The following is an 18795-nucleotide window of genomic DNA, read 5'->3' on the forward strand; positions in this document are numbered from 1 at the left end:
AAGCCTACCTTCTATTATAGATAGGTAAATAAATTAATGATAGACCACCAAAAACAATAATCATAATGGTTTGAGATGCCCACATAATCCAGCCAAATGCAATGCTTGGTTCTTCAGCAATTCCAAAAATTGAAAATGCTGCATAAATAGCTAACGGATACGAGCCAATGCCCCCATTGGTAGCTGCAATACTAAAACTCGCTGCTATAAAACCAATTAATATGGCTGCAAAAGGAATATTACTAGTTTCTTCGAGTGAAAAAGACGTGACATAAAACATGAGTATGTACATACCCCAAATGAATAAAGTATGGAAAATAAATGCCCACTTTTTTTTCATTTTAAAAATACTCAGTGCGCCTTCAATAAGTCCGTTTACAAACGCTTTAATTTTTAATGCTATTTTAGAACGACTTCGCCTTATATATGTAAAAAACACTATCATTAAAACAACAAATCCAACTAATGCCATAGTGATTTTTATGGGATCAAATTTTTCAATTAAAAAACTATAGATAAAGTCAAATTCAAGAAAAAGCGTAATGGTTATAATACCTAGCATTACAAGCATATCTGCAATGCGTTCTGCCACAATGGTACCAAAACCTTTTTCGAAAGGCACATCTTCATAATTTGTGAGTAACGATGCTCTAGCAACTTCGCCTGCTCTGGGAATAGTATAATTAATTAAATAAGTAACAAAAACTGCCATAATACTATTACCCAATTTAATTTTATAACCCATAGGTTCTAATTGAAAACGCCAACGGTAAGCACGTGACAAATGACTTAAAAGCCCTAAAAACATTCCTAAAACAATCCAAGTATAATTGGCGTTTTTGGCGTAAACCAATAACTCTTCGACAGAAACTTTAGACAGTGAATACCAAACCAAAAAAACTCCCAATAATAATGGGAGTAATGTTTTTAGTATATTTTTTGTCTTTTGATTCAAAGTTTATTTTAACAAGTTTGTGGCTTCATCTGGAAATACCAATGATGGCTTAAACACTTTTGCTTCTTCAATATCCATAAAAGCATAAGTGATTAAAATAAGTGTATCGCCAACAGATACTTTTCTAGCGGCAGCTCCATTTAATGTGATTTCTCCACTATTTCTTGGTCCAGGAATACAATAAGTTTCTAAACGTTCACCGTTATCGTTATTTACAATCTGAACTTTTTCGCCTTGTATAATGTTGGCTGCATCCATTAAATCTTCGTCAATGGTTATACTGCCTATATAGTTGAGTTCTGCACCTGTGCATTTTACTCTGTGAATTTTAGATTTTACGACTTGAATTTGCATGCTGCAAAGATAATTAATTTAATGCGATATTATCAATCAATCTAATATCGTCTGCATATACGGCTATAAACGCTCTATACGCTTTTTTGTTTGATTTTCTTGTTACTGTTTTTAAGGTTTTTGTGTCTGCTATAATAAAATATTCTAATTTTAATAACTCGTGTTTAGCAAACTCATTTTCAACCCATCTCGAAACTTTAATAGCACTTTTTGTGCCAAATTTTTCTTTGGCAGCTTTTAAAGTTTTGTAGATAAATGGGGCTGCTTTTTTGTACTCAGGCTTTAGTCGTATATTGCGAGAACTCATTGCTAAACCACTGGTTTCTCGATGAATTGGACAACCTATAATTTTAAGAGGTATATTATGCTTTTCAACTAACTTTTTAATGATTGTTAATTGCTGAAAATCCTTTTCTCCAAAATATGCACGATGCGGTTTTACAATCTCGAAAAAACGTTTTACAATAGTACCAACGCCATCAAAATGTCCGTTTCTAAATCTCCCTTCCATTTCAAACTCTAAACCATCAAAATCGAAACTTTGCGATACAGTATTGCCTTCGTAAATATCTTCAACGGCTGGAGCATAAACTAAAATTTTATCTTTTGAGACTGTTTTTAATAAGGCTACATCATCATCTAGAGTTCTTGGATATTTTTTAAGATCGTCTTTATTATCAAACTGTGTAGGATTTACAAAAATGCTTACCACAACCCTATCGTTCTCATTTAAAGCTTTTTTAACCAAAGCCAAATGTCCTTCGTGTAAAGCACCCATGGTTGGCACTAAACCTACGGAGAGTTGTTTCGCTTTTAATTCATCAACCTCAGCTGAAATTTGCATTTTTTGTGAAAAAATCTTCATTATTTAATAAAAAATTAACGCTTGCAAACTTAATATTTTACTGGCAATTCGCATAAAATTTTGTACTTTTGCGTGTTTTTTATTTTGAATTCTCAAAAAGCTATTCATTTATATAGCTACAAAAAGACAACAAAAACTAACATATGAAAGATAAGAGGATATTATATGTATCATCTGAAGTAGTGCCTTATTTGCCAGAGACTGAAATTTCATCTATGTCTTTTGAAGCTCCCAGATTGGTAAATCAACAAGGTGGTCAAATAAGAATTTTCATGCCTCGATATGGCAATATTAATGAGAGAAGGCATCAACTACACGAAGTTATAAGATTATCTGGTATAAATTTGGTTATTAATGATTTAGATATGCCGCTTATTATTAAAGTAGCCTCTATACCAAAAGAACGTATACAGGTTTATTTTATTGATAATGATGAGTATTTTAAACGCAAAGCAACACTTACCGACGAAAATGGTGAATTGTTTTCTGATAACGACGAACGTGCAATTTTCTTTGCAAAAGGTGTTATAGAAACCGTTAAAAAATTAAACTGGTCGCCAGATGTTATTCATGTTCATGGTTGGTTGGCTTCGTTACTGCCTTTATATTTAAAAGAGTATTATAAAGACGAACCATTGTTTAACGAAAGTAAAATTGTTACTTCTATATACAATCAAAGTTTTGATGGTGCGTTAAACAAAGACATGATTAATAAAATTAAGTTTGATAATATAGATGATAATGCTATTAAAACGCTTGAAGAACCCTCTTATAATAACTTAATGAAAGTTGCTATTGACTATTCTGATGCATTAATAGTAGGGTCTGAAAATATACCTGAAACATTAGAATTGTATTTAAAATCATCAGACAAACCTATTTTAGAATACAAAAGTAAAGATGAATTTGGTGAAGCTTACACAGAATTTTTTAATACAAAAGTTTGTAGCTAACCTCACATTTCATTTAAAACATATATATGAAAAAGATATTTAAAGCCCTTAAATTCTCCAGCACCTTTCTATTAGTTATGGCAGTATTTATTGCCTGCGACAAAGACTTTAACACCATTGAAAGTGATGTTTTAGGAAAAGACAATGCTAACTTTAATACTGATAATTTAAATCTTCAAATTTTAGCATACAATAAAAAATTAGATTCTTTGCAAATTAACGGTTTATCATCAAACTTGTTTGGAGTCTTTAACGACCCTGCTTATGGGCAAACCACAGCAAGCATTATAACGCAAATAACACCAAACGTATTTAACCCTAATTTTGGAGACAATCCCGCAATAGATTCTGTGGTCTTAAAAATACCATACTTTAACAAAGTAAGTGCAGACTCACCAGACGACAACGGAAATGAAGTATATACTATTAAAGATTCACTATATGGTGGTTCTCCAATAAAGTTAACAGTTTACAGAAACAATTACTTTTTAAGGGATTTTAATCCAAATTCAGAGTTTAATGAAACTCAAAATTATTTTTCTAATGCTAGTAGCACAACAAACTCAGCTCTTGATGGTAGTAGTGTTATAAATTTTGAAAATCATAAAAGTGATATTATCTATGAGCTAGAACAGTATGTTCCAAGTAGTAAAACCATAGTTTTAAAAACCACAGAAGGAGATCAAGACGTTTTCGATAGGCAAACGCCAGCTTTAAGGGTTCATTTAGATAAAGACTACTGGAAAACTATAATTTTTGATAAAGAAGATGATCCTGTATTAAGTAATGCTAATAATTTTAAAGATTATTTTAGAGGCTTATATTTTAAAGCCGAAGCTATTGATGGCAAAGGAAACATGACATTTTTTAATTTAGGCACTGCTAACATTACTATATATTACTCAAAAGATTCATCTATTGATGGAAACAGAGATCAAGATACTTACACTCTAAATATTACTGGCAATAGATTAAATACTTTTATAAATGATTATAGTATAACCTTATCAAATGGAGACAAAACCTTAGGTGATGAAAGGCTATATTTAAAAGGAGCTGAAGGATCTATGGCTGTTATTGATTTATTTAATGGAATGGTTGATAGTGATAATAATGGATCTAAAGATATGCCCGCTTTAGATTACTTTAAAAAAACCTATAGACAATTAGACGAAAATGGTGATTATTTACCTAAAATTAATGGTAACTTTCCGCTTAAAAAATTAATTAATGAAGCGCAACTTGTTATTTATGAAGATGAAACAGCTTCTAATGGTGGTAATTCTGATTATCATAAATACGACAGAATTTATGCTTACGATATAAAAAACAACATCCCAACTATCGATTATAGTTTTGATCCTACTGAAAATCCTTCAGATCCATTTAATTCTAAAATTATAAATCTAGGGCAACGCATAACAGACGATAACGGTGTGTCTAAATATAAAATACGCCTTACCGAACATCTTAACAATATTTTACTAAAAGATTCGACTAATACAAAGTTAGGACTCATTTTATCTACTAATGTTAATTTAACCAACAGTTTTAAGATTTTAGAAAGTGAAGATGAAGTAACTCAAATCCCTTCAACAACTTTATTAACGCCAAGAGGAACCATTTTATATGGAAATCATCAGAACGTTCCTGAGAACAAAAAACTGAGACTTGAAATATTTTTTACAGAACCTAATTTATAAATTCATTTTATAAGCGTTTCTTATATATAAAACCCTTGTTTTATTTAATATCGATGAATTTCATCGTAAAAAATATCAACTTCATGTACTATTTTTGCATTGGTTGATATTTTTTTTACATATTTGCTCCACATAAAATTAAAAACCCAAATTAAATATATTACTTATGTGTGGAATTGTTGGATATATAGGACATCGAGAAGCTTACCCAATTATTATTGAAGGTCTTAAGCGTTTAGAGTATAGAGGCTACGATAGTGCTGGTATAGCATTATTTGATGGTACCGATCTTAAAATCTCTAAAACCAAAGGAAAAGTATCAGACTTAGAAGAACGAGCAGAAAAAGAAATCACTAAAAACGGCAATTTAGGAATTGGTCATACAAGATGGGCAACCCACGGTGTACCTAACGATGTAAATTCACATCCTCATGCTTCAAATTCAGGCGATTTAGCCATCATTCATAACGGTATTATTGAAAATTACGATTCACTTAAAAAAGAATTAATTTCTAGAGGTTACACTTTTCAATCAGATACAGATACAGAAGTTTTAATCAATTTAATTGAAGACGTAAAAAAGAAAGAAAACGTAAAACTTGGTAAAGCCGTTCAAATTGCATTAAATCAGGTAATTGGTGCTTATGCTATTGCGGTTTTCGATAAAAACAAACCCGGTGAAGTTGTTATTGCTCGTTTAGGAAGCCCATTAGCTGTTGGTATTGGTGAAGATGAGTTTTTCATTGCAAGTGATGCTTCTCCTTTTATAGAATATACTAAGAATGCTATTTATTTAGAAGATGAAGAAATGGCAATTATTAGACTTGGAAAAGAAATAAAAATTAGAAAAATTAAAGATGATTCGTTAGTTGCTCCTTATATACAAGAGCTTCAAATGAATCTTGAGCAAATAGAAAAAGGGGGTTACGAGCATTTTATGCTAAAGGAAATTCACGAACAACCAAGAGCAATACGAGACACATATAGAGGTAGACTATTAAGAGACGAAGCCATAATAAAAATGGCAGGTGTTGAAGATAATATGAAAAAGTTTTTAAACGCTAATCGTATTATTATTGTAGCATGTGGTACATCGTGGCACGCAGGATTGGTTGCTGAATATATTTTTGAAGAATTTTCTAGAATTCCTGTTGAAGTTGAATATGCTTCTGAGTTTCGTTATAGAAATCCAGTAATAAACGAAAATGATGTTGTTATTGCTATTTCACAATCTGGAGAAACTGCCGATACATTGGCTGCAATTAAATTAGCAAAATCTAAAGGCGCTTTTGTATTTGGTGTTTGTAACGTAGTTGGATCTTCCATTGCCAGAGAAACCCACGCAGGTGCTTATACACATGCAGGTCCAGAAATTGGAGTGGCATCAACCAAAGCATTTACAACACAAATAACAGTATTAACTTTAATAGCATTGCGTTTAGCTAGAGCCAAAGGCACGATGTCAAGTTCAACTTTTAGAATGTATCTACAAGAATTAGAATTGATTCCACAAAAAGTAGAGCAATTATTAAAAGTAGATGAACACGTAAAAGACATTGCTAAAGAATATTTACTCTCTACCAATTGTTTATATTTAGGAAGAGGCTATAATTTCCCCGTGGCACTAGAAGGCGCTTTAAAGCTAAAAGAAATCTCTTATATTCATGCTGAAGGCTATCCAGCTGCCGAAATGAAACATGGCCCAATAGCTTTAATTGATGATAGAATGCCTGTAATTGTTATTGCAACCAGCAAAGGACATTATGAAAAAGTAGTCAGTAATATTCAAGAAATCAAATCAAGAAAAGGTAAAATTATCGCTGTAGTAACTGAAGGCGATACTGCTGTAAAAGAAATTGCAGATCACGTCATTGAAATTCCAGATTCTGAGGAAGCCTTTTCGCCATTACTAACAACCATACCATTACAACTGTTATCTTATCACATTGCAGTAATGCGTAATTGTAATGTAGACCAACCACGTAACTTAGCAAAATCTGTCACTGTAGAATAAGTTTTAGCCTTCCTATAGAATGATTAATACCTCTTATATATTATAAAACATATAAGAGGTATTCTAGTTATTTCTCAATTAAACCCACTCTTTTTTACTTATTACTTAAATTTTCATAGTCTTTTTTGTTAAAATTTACTATGCGTGCATAACTTTTTCTATTTTTGTATGGAAATAACGACATATCTATTTATATTGCTGAACAATAAATTAAACTAATTCTTATAAATGAAAACTATTCTTCCTTTTTTACTGTTGTTATTTTGTGGATTGTCATATTCTCAAACAACAATAATCTCTGGAACAGTTGTTGACGATAGTGGTCAACCTCTTCCAGGAGCAAACATCATTGTTGAAGGCACTTCCACAGGAACTGTAACAGATTTTGATGGTGTTTTTAACTTAACCGTAAACCAAAATCCTCCTTTTTCTGTACAAGCAAGTATGATTGGTTTTGAAACAACTGCTACTGAAGTTACTACAAACAATCAAGTGTTAAACTTCATTCTTAACGAAGGCACAGCATTAGATGAAGTTGTAATTTCTGCGTCAAGAACGCCAGAGCGTATTTTCGAATCGCCTGTAACGGTGGAACGTTTCGGACTTAAAGAAATTAAAAATACAGCTTCAGCTGATTTTTATGGTGGATTAGAAAACTTAAAAGGTGTTGATGTAAACACAAACAGTTTAACATTCCAGTCAGTAAACACCAGAGGTTTTGCAACATTTGCCAATAATCGTTTTATGCAATTGGTTGATGGTATGGATAACTCTACACCAGCATTAAACTTCCCAATAGGAAATTTAGTTGGTATGACAGAAACAGATGTTTTAAGTGTCGAGATTTTGCCAGGAGCGTCATCAGCACTTTATGGTGCCAATGCTTTTAATGGTATTTTATTTATGCGTAGTAAAAATCCTTTTGACCATCCAGGAATTAGCGCCTCATTTAAAGGAGGAATTACATCTCAAGAAGCAGCTGGTGATAACCAATATGTAGATTACAGTATTAGAGCTGCTCATAAGTTTAGCGAAAAATTTGCCGCCAAAGTTAATTTTGGGTACTTAAAAGGAACTGATTGGGCTGCAAATAGTATTGAAGACCAAGATATGGATGGTGGTACAAGAGCTACAAACATAAACTACAATGGGCTTAATGTATATGGCGACGAAGTATCAAGAAATTTAAAAGGTGTTGCTGCTTTACTAGAACAAGCCATTAATCCAGCTACGGGACAACCCTTTTTGCCATCAGGAGCTAATGCATTAACCCCTTCTGTAAATATTAGTAGAACTGGATACAATGAGCAAGATTTAACCGATTATGAAGCTAAAAGTGTTAAAGCAGATTGGGGCTTATACTTTAGGCCATGGGAAAACGATTTTGAAATATCTTATGTAGGTAAAGTAGGAACTGGTACCACGCTATATCAAGGCTTAAATAGATATAATATTGAAAACTTTTTTCAAGAACAACATAAAATAGAATTACGTAACGACAACTTCTTTTTAAGAGGTTATGTAGTTGCTGATAGTGCTGGAGATTCTTACGACATGGTTTTCACAGGTATTAATATTAATAGAACTTGGAAACCAGATTTAAATTGGTTTGCAGAATATGCTGGAACTTATGTTCTAACAACGCTTGGTGGCGGAACAAATGATCAAGCTCATGCTGCTGCAAGAGTTCAGGCAGAATCTGGGCGTTTTTTACCTGGCACTCCAGAATTTGAAGCCGCATTTAACAGAAGTATAAATGATCCCGATTTAAGAACAGGATCTAAATTTCAAGATGCTTCTAAATATTATCACTCAGATGCAAATTACAACTTTAGTCATTTAATTGATTTTGCAGAGATTCAAGTAGGTGGATCTTACAGACAATATAATTTAAATTCTTTTGGAACCATTTATACAGATTTTGATGGTCCTATAGATTATTCGGAATATGGTATTTATACTCAAATCCAAAAAAGCTTAGAATTAAGTGAAACTTTAGATTTAAAGCTTACGGGTTCTGTTCGTTATGATAAATCTGAATTTTTTGATGGTTTCTTCTCACCAAGAATTTCAGCAGGTTTAACTGTAAATAGAAATCATAATATTAGAGCTTCTGTTCAAACCGGATTTAGAAATCCAACAACTCAAGATTTATTTATTGGGTTAGATGCTAATCGTGCTATACTAGTTGGTTCTGCACCTGAAAATCTAGACAGATATTCTAGAGATTATCCTGCAAATGACGGAAATACTTATACTCAAACTGGTGCTGCTGCATACAATAACTCTTATTCTGAAAATTCTGTAATAGCGTATGAAGCTTCAGGAAATCTTAACGATTTGGTAGTTTCAAATCCAGATATAGTAAAACCTGAGCAAGTTACTTCAGCAGAAGTTGGTTATAGAGGGAAGCTTGATAAACTTATTGTAGATTTTAGCGCTTATTACAACAGCTATAAAGATTTTATTTCTCAACAGTATGTGGTTTCACCATTATATGGAACCGTTGGTGAAACTTCTGGAGAAGGTGCTATTAATAACCGTGATTATATCACTTATAATGCATATACAAACTCTAAAGCCAATGTAAATTCTTATGGAGCTTCTCTTGGACTGTCTATTAAAGTACTTGGGAATTTTGATTTAGGAGGAAGTTACACCTATAGTAAATTAGATTTTGATCAAGCTGCATTTCCAGACTTTGTAACAAACTTTAATACACCTGAGCATAAATTTAAAGCCTCTTTTGGTAACACAAACTTGTTTAAAAACTTTGGCTTTAATATTAATTACAGATTTAGTGATGACTACTTCTGGGAAAACACATTTGCCACAGGTTTAGTACCAGAATATCATGTGCTAGACGCACAAATAAACTTAAGAGTTCCAAGTTTTAAATCGACTTTTAAAGTCGGTGGAACAAACCTTTTAGGTGATGAGTATTTCTCAGCTGTAGGAACTGGTCATATTGGATCGATGTATTATATCTCTTGGACTATTAATAATTTATAAAATGAAAACTATTATGAATACTAAATATATATGGCTATTAATAATCCTAATTGGGTTTTCAGCTTGTAACGAACCTGAAGATGTTTTAGAAGGCACAAGTGCTGAGCTAGAAGAAGTTGTAGAGTTGCCTACACTTACATCAGGATCAGCAGACTTTTCAAAATATGTGGCAGTTGGAGCTTCATTTACCGCAGGCTTTACAGATAGTGCATTATTTAAAGCTGCTCAAGAAAATTCATTTCCAAATATTTTAGCCAAACAATTTTCAAATGCTGGTGGTGGTTCTTTTACACAACCGCTTATGAATGACAACATTGGAGGAATTGCTGTTGGAGGTGTACAAATCCCAGGATCCTCTACTGGCCCAAGATTAGTTTTTGGCGGTGCTGGTCCTGTTCCATTATCTTCTATAATAGGTCCAGTTACATCTACTACAGATTTACTAGTTAATAATCCATCAGGCTCTTTTAATAATATGGGAGTACCTGGTGCTAAAAGCTTTCATTTATTATTTGATGGCTATGGCAATATTGCCAATTTAGGTGTAAGTGCGAATCCTTATTTTGTAAGAATGGCATCTAGCCCAAGTGCAACTATGCTAGGTGATGCAATGGCGCAAAACCCAACATTTTTCACCTTATCTGAAATGGGTGGTAACGATGTATTAGGCTACGCACTTTCTGGTGGCGACGGTTCAAGTACAATAACACCTTCTGCTGGTCCTCCAGGAGTTGGTTTCGATCAAACCTTCGGATTTTTAGTAACAACCTTAACATCTGGCGGCGCCAAAGGCGTTGTTACAAACGTGCCATATGTAACAGATTTACCACACTTTACAACCGTACCAAATAATGCGCTAGAAATTGATGCCGCAACAGCAGGTCAACTAACAGGCTTCTTTCAAGCAGTTGCAGGGATATTTACTCAAGTATTAATTGCTCAAATGGTTCCCCCAGCACAAGCTCAGGCTATTGCTAGCCAATACGCCATACCGTTTAGTGAAGGAAAAAACAGATGGATTATAGATGTACCTGTTACCCCTACAAATCCATTAGGTTTCAGACAAATGACTGAAGATGAATTGCTTGTTTTAACTATAGATCAAGATGCATTGGCTCAAGGTTATGGGTCGGTAGCTTTATCTAATGAAGTACTTCAAGTTCTAGGTTTATTACAAGCTGGCGGCACACCAACGCCACAACAAGGCGCTTTGGTTATTGGAGCGGTTAATGGTATTGATGATGGAGATGCTTTAGATAGTGACGAACTTGCAGAAATAAAAAACGCAACAGATGCTTATAATGCAACTATAGCTGCGGTAGCAAACTCTAACGAAAACATTGTTTTAGTCGATTTAAACAGCATTTTAGGTGAAGCTTCAACAACTGGTATTAAATCTGGAGACTTTACTTTAACTACCAATTTGGTTACTGGTGGCGCTATTGGATTAGACGGTATTCATCTAACTGCTAGAGGATATGCTGTAATGGCAAATGAATTTTTAAAAGCTATAGATCAAGCTTTTGGGTCTAATTTTGAAGCTTCTGGTAATCTAGTAAATGCTGGTGATTACCCAACTAACTATCATCCAACGCTGCAATAAACAATATAAAAAATATGATTGCAAAACACCTTCTGCCTGAAGGTGTTTTTTTATTCCAAAAAACCTGTAAAAACAACTTTCATTTTAAATTAAAAAATATATCTTTGCACGCGAAAACTTGAAGTGTTTTCATAGAATTAAAACGCATAATATTAAACACATAAGTAATGTCTAAAGTTACAGGTAAAGTTGCACAAATCGTAGGTCCAGTTATCGATGTTGAATTCGGTACTGATGCTGAACTTCCAAGAATTTATGATTCATTAGAAATTAAAAGACCTGATGGTTCTATTTTAGTACTAGAGGTACAATCTCACATTGGTGAAGATACCGTTCGTACTATTGCTATGGATTCATCAGATGGTTTAAGTAGAGGAACTGAAGTTACTGCTACTGGAGCCCCAATACAAATGCCAATTGGTGATGATGTATATGGTCGTCTTTTTAATGTAATTGGAGATGCTATTGATGGTCTTGGAGATTTACCTAAAGCTGGTGAAGCTGGTTTACCAATTCACAGACAAGCGCCAAAATTTGAAGATTTATCAACGTCTACTGAAGTTTTATTCACTGGTATTAAAGTAATCGATTTAATTGAACCTTATGCAAAAGGTGGTAAAATTGGATTATTTGGTGGTGCTGGTGTAGGTAAAACAGTATTAATTCAAGAGTTGATTAACAATATCGCAAAAGGTCACGGTGGACTTTCAGTATTTGCTGGAGTTGGAGAAAGAACTCGTGAAGGAAATGATCTTTTAAGAGAGATGTTAGAATCTGGAATTATCAAATACGGTGATGACTTTATGCATTCTATGGAAGAAGGCGGATGGGATTTATCTAAAGTTGATAAAGCTGGAATGAAAGAATCGAAAGCAACTTTCGTATTCGGACAAATGAATGAGCCTCCTGGAGCTCGTGCTCGTGTAGCATTATCTGGTTTGACTATTGCTGAATATTTCCGTGATGGTGCTGGTGAAGGACAAGGAAAAGATGTATTATTCTTCGTAGATAATATCTTCCGTTTTACACAAGCTGGTTCTGAGGTATCTGCATTATTAGGGCGTATGCCTTCTGCGGTAGGTTACCAACCAACCTTAGCAACAGAGATGGGTGCGATGCAAGAGCGTATTACGTCAACTAAAAGAGGCTCTATTACATCTGTACAAGCGGTATACGTACCTGCGGATGATTTAACGGATCCTGCTCCTGCTACAACCTTTGCTCACTTAGATGCAACTACAGTATTATCTCGTAAAATTGCCGAGTTAGGTATTTATCCTGCGGTAGATCCATTAGATTCTACATCAAGAATTTTAACTGCTGATATTTTAGGACAAGAGCATTATGCTTGTGCACAACGTGTAAAAGAGTTATTACAACGTTATAAAGAATTACAAGATATTATTGCCATTTTAGGTATGGAGGAATTATCTGAAGAAGATAAATTAGCTGTAGGTAGGGCAAGACGTGTACAACGTTTCTTATCTCAACCTTTCCACGTAGCAGAACAATTTACTGGTATTCCTGGTGTATTAGTTGATATTAAAGAAACTATTAAAGGTTTTAATATGATTATGGATGGTGAATTAGATCGCTTACCAGAAGCAGCATTTAACCTTAAAGGAACTATTGAAGAAGCTATTGAAGCTGGAGATAAAATGTTAGCTGAAGCTTAAACCAATTATCAATTTTAAAAACTATGTATTTAGAAATTGTATCACCTGAAGCTACTTTATTTAGCGGAGAAGTCACTAGTATTGCTGTCCCTGGAGTTAACGGTGATTTTGAAATGTTAAAAAATCACGCTCCTATTGTATCTTTATTGAAAGAAGGGTTTGTGAAAATTTCAGGAAATATTGAGGTGCATGAAGACGTTCAAGATAAATTTACTAAAGGTGATAAAGGAACAACTTTGTTAAAGATAAATTCTGGAACTTTAGAAATGAAAGATAATAAAGTGATTGTCTTAGCAGATTAAATGCAAAACATATATGTTCTATAAAAAACGCGAAGTTAATACTTTGCGTTTTTTTATTTCCATTATTTAATCACAATCTTAATATTTGCATTTATCTATTTTTAAGATATAAAGAGCCCTTCATGAATTTCAGTTTAAATCTTTTATTTATTTAACAAAAATATTATATTATTATATCAATATTTTATTTTTTATAAAACATTCGCGAAAAAAAATGTAGTTTTATAAAAATTTACTGATTTAATGAATAGCACTTCTCATGTAAATACTAAAGAATTTATTACTCGATTAAATAATGGAGACGTTCTTGCTTTTGAAGTATTGTTTAAATTATATCGATCAAAACTTTTATATATAGCAATCCAATACATTTCGAATAAAGAAGACGCTGAAGAAATAATTCAAAATGTATTCGTCAAGGTTTGGTCTAAAAAAAATATCCAAACCAATATTAATGGTTATTTATATCGTATAACAAAAAATGCTTGTTTAGATCATTTAAGATCAAAAAAACAGCAACTACACCTCGACAATAATTTATCCCAGCTGGAAGCCTCAATTAATTACACAGCATTATCTGATGATTCTGCCTCTTTAATTATAGAAAAAGAATTGAATGAAGCTATTTTAAATTCTATTGATTTACTCCCTCCTAAATGTAAAGATGTTTTTGTAAAGAGTCGTATTGAGGGTCTTAAACATAAAGAAATTTCTACTGAAATGAATATATCAACCAATACAGTTGAAAATCATATTTCAAAAGCTCTTAAGCACTTAAAAGTATCTCTAAGAGAGTTTTTACCTTTTTTATAAAAAATAAATTTTTCAAAAAAAACTAATTTCGACTAGTGGATAGCTATAACCTATTACGTCTTATATATAACAGCGCATTATGAATAAAAAACAAATTATAAAATACATACAAAATGATATGAATTCTATCGAAAGGAGAAAAACGATAGAATGGATAAGGAAAAGCCCTGAAAATCAAAAAATGTATAACATATTGAAGGCCGAATATATCGCTTCTACATTTATAGATATTCCTAATAATAATAATGATTTCTTTTTTGAAAGACTTAAAAACAATATTAAAAAAAGAAAATTTAGTAAAATAGTTTACGCTACTGCCTCATTAGTTATTTTGTTTGCTTTTTTATGGAATTTTCAATCTATAAAAAATACAGATAACATATCACCTCAAGAAATCTCAAACACAAATAATCTTAGTAAATTATTAGAAGTTAGCTTTATAACTGAAAGAGGTGATAAAAAAGAAATATACCTTCCAGATGGCTCTAAAATTGTTTTAAATGCAGATAGCGAACTAAGCTACCCAAAAGAATTTAATGACAGTATTAGAGAGGTAACACTAGTAGGTGAAGCTTTTTTTGATATTAAAAGAGACATTAATAAGCCTTTTATTGTTAATACTAATAGTATTAAAATACGTGTTTTAGGAACATCATTTAACGTAAAGTCATACTCAAATGATAAAAAAGTAGAAACCACATTAGTTACAGGTAAGGTCGAATTAATAAAAGATAAAGGAACTCCAATAATATTAGCCCCTTCTCAAAAAGCAGTTTTTCATAAAATAGAAAACACGTTAGAGATTGAAGAGGTTAAATCTCTAGATGTTGTTGCATGGAAAGATGGAACTTTAATTTTTGATAAAACCCCGTTACAAGAAGTGGTTACTGATTTAGAAAGAAAATATAATACTAAAATAATTATTAACTCTAAAACCCTCTTAAACTATGAATACACTGGTACATTTGACAACTTAAGTGTTGAGGATGTTCTTAAACTTTTAACAATATCATCTCCAATTACATACACAATTGATGATGATAAAATAATACTAGAGTAAGCTAATTTTATATAAACAATAAAAGAGAATGCTATAACATTCCCTTTTATGATTAAAATTATCACTCTAGTAAGTAATAACTAATAAAACTAAACAAAATTATGAAAAAAACGGACACAAAAGTCTTGTCAAAAAAAATTCTTTTCCGAATTATGAAAATTTACACACTTTTGCTTTTTGTGACTATGGCTGAACTCTTTGCTGTAAATGCAAATGGACAGAATGTAACTATTAATGTAAGTAATACTGAATTAAAATCTGTTTTCAATAAAATTGAAAGTTTAACAGAATTTAACTTCTTTTACAATAATAGTTTAATCGATGTCTCAAAAAGAGTATCACTAAATGTTAATAATCAAGATTTAAACCAAGTTCTTGTAAACTTATTTGAAAAAACCAATATAGATTACAGACTTTTAAAAAATCAAATTGTATTATTTCCAAAAAATGACACAGCAATAATTAAAGTTATTGAAGACCTAATAAAAGCTGAAAGCTCTGAAAGGGAATTTGAAACTTTAATTAAAAATGTACTTCAAAACGAAATAAAAGGTAAAATTACTGGTACAGACGGAATTCCACTTATTGGAGTAAATATTATAATTCAAAATACTACTACTGGGGCACAATCAGATTTTGATGGAAATTTTTCTATTCAAGCTAACAAAGGAGATGTTTTAGAATTTTCTTATTTAGGAATGAAAACCCAAACTATAACTGTTGAAGATTCTAATATAGTTAATGTTATTATGGAAGAAGATGCAGAAAGTTTAAGCGAAATAGTTGTAACAGCATTAGGTATTAAAAAATCCAGAAAGTCATTAACTTATGCCGCACAAGATATTAATGCAGATGAGTTAAATAAGGCAAAACAAACAAACCCAATTAATAGTCTATCGGGTAAAGTTTCAGGAGTATCTATTACTCGTAGTGCTTCAGGTGCTGGTGGGTCTGTTAAAGTAACTTTAAGAGGAAATTCTTCAATTGGAAACAATCAACCATTATATGTTGTAGACGGTGTTCCTTTATCTAACCCTTCATCTAGCCAACCAGGGGATACTTTTGGTGATATTAACGGGGGTAATAGAGACGGTGGAGACGCATTAGCTTTAATAAATCCAGATGACATTGAATCCCTAACAGTACTTAAAGGGGCTTCTGCTTCTGCCTTATATGGTAGTGCTGGTCTTAATGGAGTTATATTAATTACTACAAAAAAAGGGCGCTCAGGCAGTTTTATAGTAGATTTTTCTTCAAACCTAACTGTTGATAGTGTTGCTTATGCCATGGATTTTAATGATGAAGCACAAAGTAATATTGATGACTTTTTAGATTCTGGAGTTACAAATATTAACTCTTTGTCAGTTTCTGGAGGAACCGAAACTGCTCAAACCTATTTTTCTTATAGTAATACTTTTGCAGATGGTGTATTGCCAACAAATAAATTAAAGCAACATACTTTTAATGTAAGAGAAACTGCAAAACTATTTGATGGTAAGTTAAATGTTAATGCTAGTGTTATGGCATCTACACAAAACATAAAAAATAGACCAATTTCTGGTTTGTACTTTAATCCATTAGTTGGTGCTTACGCTTTTGAATCTGCTACAGAAATATTATCAGACTATTCTAACTTTGAAGCTTTAGATCCTAATAGAAATATTATGGCGCAAAGATGGTTTAGAGGGACTTCGGATATTGAACAAAATCCATACTGGGTAATAAACCGTAATGCTTCAGAAGACAATAGTAAAAAAATGGTTGCGTCTTTAAGTTTAGATTTTAAGATTAACGATTGGCTATCTCTACAAACTAGAGGGACTTATGACAAGTCATTATTCAATTTTGAAAGAAGAATTTATGCAACTACTGAAGCTACCTTAGCGCCTGCTAATGGAAGATATGTAGTATTTGAAAATGATTATACACAATATTATGGTGATATAATAGCAAACATTAATACGCAAATTAATGAAGGCACTTCAATTAATGCCATTGTAGGAACAAGTACAACACGTACAACTACTGAAAACTTTACAGGAGACTCTGGAACTAATGGAGGCTTGCAATATGCAAATGTCTTTTCATTTCAAAACTTTAATGGTAACCCTTCAGTAAACTTTAACCAAAATTCATTAGAAACAAGAGTGAATTCATTATTCGCAAGTGTTACAGTTGGCTTTAATGACAAATTTTTTGTTGATTTAACAGCAAGAAATGATTGGACATCTACATTACCAGCAGAAAACAATTCATTCTTTTATCCTTCTGTAGGTGTAACAGGTGTTTTAAGTGAGTTATTAGAGTTACCAGAAAATGTATCTTTTGCTAAAGTAAGAGCTTCTTATGCTGAAGTTGGTAATGGTTTTGCAGCGGATCAAATATCACCCAACAATACTATTGTTTTTGGTGGTGGTGGTGTAAACTCAACAGATCCAATTAAACCTTTCCCAGGTTCTACTCCAAAGCCAGAAAGACAAAAATCTTTCGAGATTGGTACTGAGTGGAAATTTAACAATAACAAATTTGGTATTGATTTAGGATATTATAACACTAAAACTACAGATCAGTATTATGCATTCTCTACTTCTGTTTCTATTATAGGTGCACCTCAAGCATATTTGAATTCTGGAGAAATTTCTAATAAAGGTATAGAGGCATCAATCTATGCAATCCCTGTTCAAAAAGAAAATCTTAAATGGACAACGACTGTAAACTTTGCCTCTAATAAAAATAAAATTGAAAAAATCTATAATGGACAAGTGTTAGAAGGCTTAATAGAACCTGAGTTCTTTACGCTTTCTGGTAAAGGTGTAAATACTTTCGGTTCTTATTTAGTTGAAGGCGGTTCTTTTGGTGATATCTATGCACAAGTTGTTAGTAGAAATGCTGATGGGCTTCCAATTATTGAAAGTGATGCCGTTATAGCTAATAACAATAATACAGTTGATGGTTTAACCAAAGTAGGTAATGCAAATCCTGATTTTACATTAGGATGGAACAACTCATTTGAGTTTAAAAACATTACTGTAGATTTCTTAATTGATGGAAAATTTGGTGGCGAAACCATGAGTATGACAGAAGCTATCGTTGAAGGATTTAGTAACAATTCTGCTAGAGAAACTGCAAATGGTTCAGTAAGTGTTCAAGCTGATGGATCAGTTTCTACTTTAACAGCTCAAGAATACTATGGTAAAGTAGGTGGAAGAAATGGTTTTACAGGAGAATATATCTATAGTGCAACAAATGTTAGATTAGCAGAGTTTGCATTAGGTTATAACTTTAACCTTGCAGAAAACTCATTTTTCACAAGAGTAAAAGCTTCTTTAGTAGGAAACAATTTATTATTCTTCTACAAAGATGCGCCACATGACCCTAATGTATCCTTAAGTACTGGGAATGCATTACAGGGGGTAGATGTTTTAGGTCTTCCTTCAACAAGAAGCATAGGATTAAACCTTAATTTAACATTCTAAAAAAAATAA

The 18795-nt window shown here is 32.3% G+C and carries 13 protein-coding genes; 10 read left to right on the forward strand and 3 right to left on the reverse strand.

Annotated elements, in window-relative coordinates:
- Positions 1-4: 4 nt before the first annotated feature.
- From RG22_RS07150 to panC, 3 genes are read right to left on the reverse strand one after another with little or no spacing between them, the layout of a single operon-like run.
- A complete protein-coding gene (locus tag RG22_RS07150; RefSeq protein WP_034042050.1) occupies positions 5-955 on the reverse strand; it encodes a lysylphosphatidylglycerol synthase transmembrane domain-containing protein in 951 nt (316 codons plus the stop codon).
- A gap of 3 nt (positions 956-958) precedes the next feature.
- The gene (gene panD, locus RG22_RS07155; protein ID WP_034042051.1) at positions 959-1309 is read right to left on the reverse strand and encodes an aspartate 1-decarboxylase; all 351 of its coding nucleotides are present in this window, start codon (positions 1307-1309) and stop codon (positions 959-961) included.
- A 13-nt stretch (positions 1310-1322) separates the two neighbouring features.
- Positions 1323-2174, reverse strand: a complete 852-nt coding sequence (gene panC / locus RG22_RS07160) for a pantoate--beta-alanine ligase (protein ID WP_034042052.1) — start codon at positions 2172-2174, stop codon at positions 1323-1325.
- Positions 2175-2317: 143 nt separating this feature from the next.
- Here panC and RG22_RS07165 point away from each other — a divergent pair, with 143 nt between their 5' ends.
- From RG22_RS07165 to RG22_RS07210, 10 genes are all read left to right on the forward strand, one after another.
- Positions 2318-3127 (forward strand): glycogen/starch synthase, encoded by an 810-nt coding sequence (locus RG22_RS07165; RefSeq protein ID WP_034042053.1) that lies wholly within the window; start codon positions 2318-2320, stop codon positions 3125-3127.
- A 26-nt stretch (positions 3128-3153) separates the two neighbouring features.
- Positions 3154-4830: a BamH family beta-barrel-assembly machinery protein gene (locus RG22_RS07170; protein ID WP_034042055.1), complete on the forward strand. Its 1677-nt coding sequence runs from the start codon at positions 3154-3156 to the stop codon at positions 4828-4830.
- Positions 4831-4996: 166 nt separating this feature from the next.
- Positions 4997-6844: a glutamine--fructose-6-phosphate transaminase (isomerizing) gene (gene glmS / locus RG22_RS07175; protein WP_034042057.1), complete on the forward strand. Its 1848-nt coding sequence runs from the start codon at positions 4997-4999 to the stop codon at positions 6842-6844.
- A 228-nt stretch (positions 6845-7072) separates the two neighbouring features.
- Positions 7073-9856, forward strand: coding sequence for a TonB-dependent receptor (locus RG22_RS07180; RefSeq protein WP_034042059.1), 2784 nt, complete (start codon positions 7073-7075; stop codon positions 9854-9856).
- Between the two features lies 1 nt (position 9857).
- The gene (locus tag RG22_RS07185; protein ID WP_244462123.1) at positions 9858-11459 is read left to right on the forward strand and encodes an SGNH/GDSL hydrolase family protein; all 1602 of its coding nucleotides are present in this window, start codon (positions 9858-9860) and stop codon (positions 11457-11459) included.
- A 167-nt stretch (positions 11460-11626) separates the two neighbouring features.
- Positions 11627-13135, forward strand: coding sequence for a F0F1 ATP synthase subunit beta (gene atpD / locus RG22_RS07190; protein WP_034042060.1), 1509 nt, complete (start codon positions 11627-11629; stop codon positions 13133-13135).
- Positions 13136-13158: 23 nt separating this feature from the next.
- Positions 13159-13437, forward strand: a complete 279-nt coding sequence (locus RG22_RS07195; RefSeq protein ID WP_034042061.1) for a F0F1 ATP synthase subunit delta/epsilon — start codon at positions 13159-13161, stop codon at positions 13435-13437.
- A 243-nt stretch (positions 13438-13680) separates the two neighbouring features.
- Positions 13681-14250, forward strand: a complete 570-nt coding sequence (locus RG22_RS07200) for an RNA polymerase sigma-70 factor (protein WP_081997690.1) — start codon at positions 13681-13683, stop codon at positions 14248-14250.
- Between the two features lie 79 nt (positions 14251-14329).
- The gene (locus RG22_RS07205; protein ID WP_034042062.1) at positions 14330-15310 is read left to right on the forward strand and encodes a FecR family protein; all 981 of its coding nucleotides are present in this window, start codon (positions 14330-14332) and stop codon (positions 15308-15310) included.
- Between the two features lie 152 nt (positions 15311-15462).
- A complete protein-coding gene (locus tag RG22_RS07210; protein WP_034042063.1) occupies positions 15463-18786 on the forward strand; it encodes a SusC/RagA family TonB-linked outer membrane protein in 3324 nt (1107 codons plus the stop codon).
- The last annotated feature ends 9 nt before the right edge of the window (positions 18787-18795 follow it).

Source organism: Wocania ichthyoenteri Th78 (assembly GCF_000789235.1).
GTDB lineage: Bacteria > Bacteroidota > Bacteroidia > Flavobacteriales > Flavobacteriaceae > Wocania_A > Wocania_A ichthyoenteri.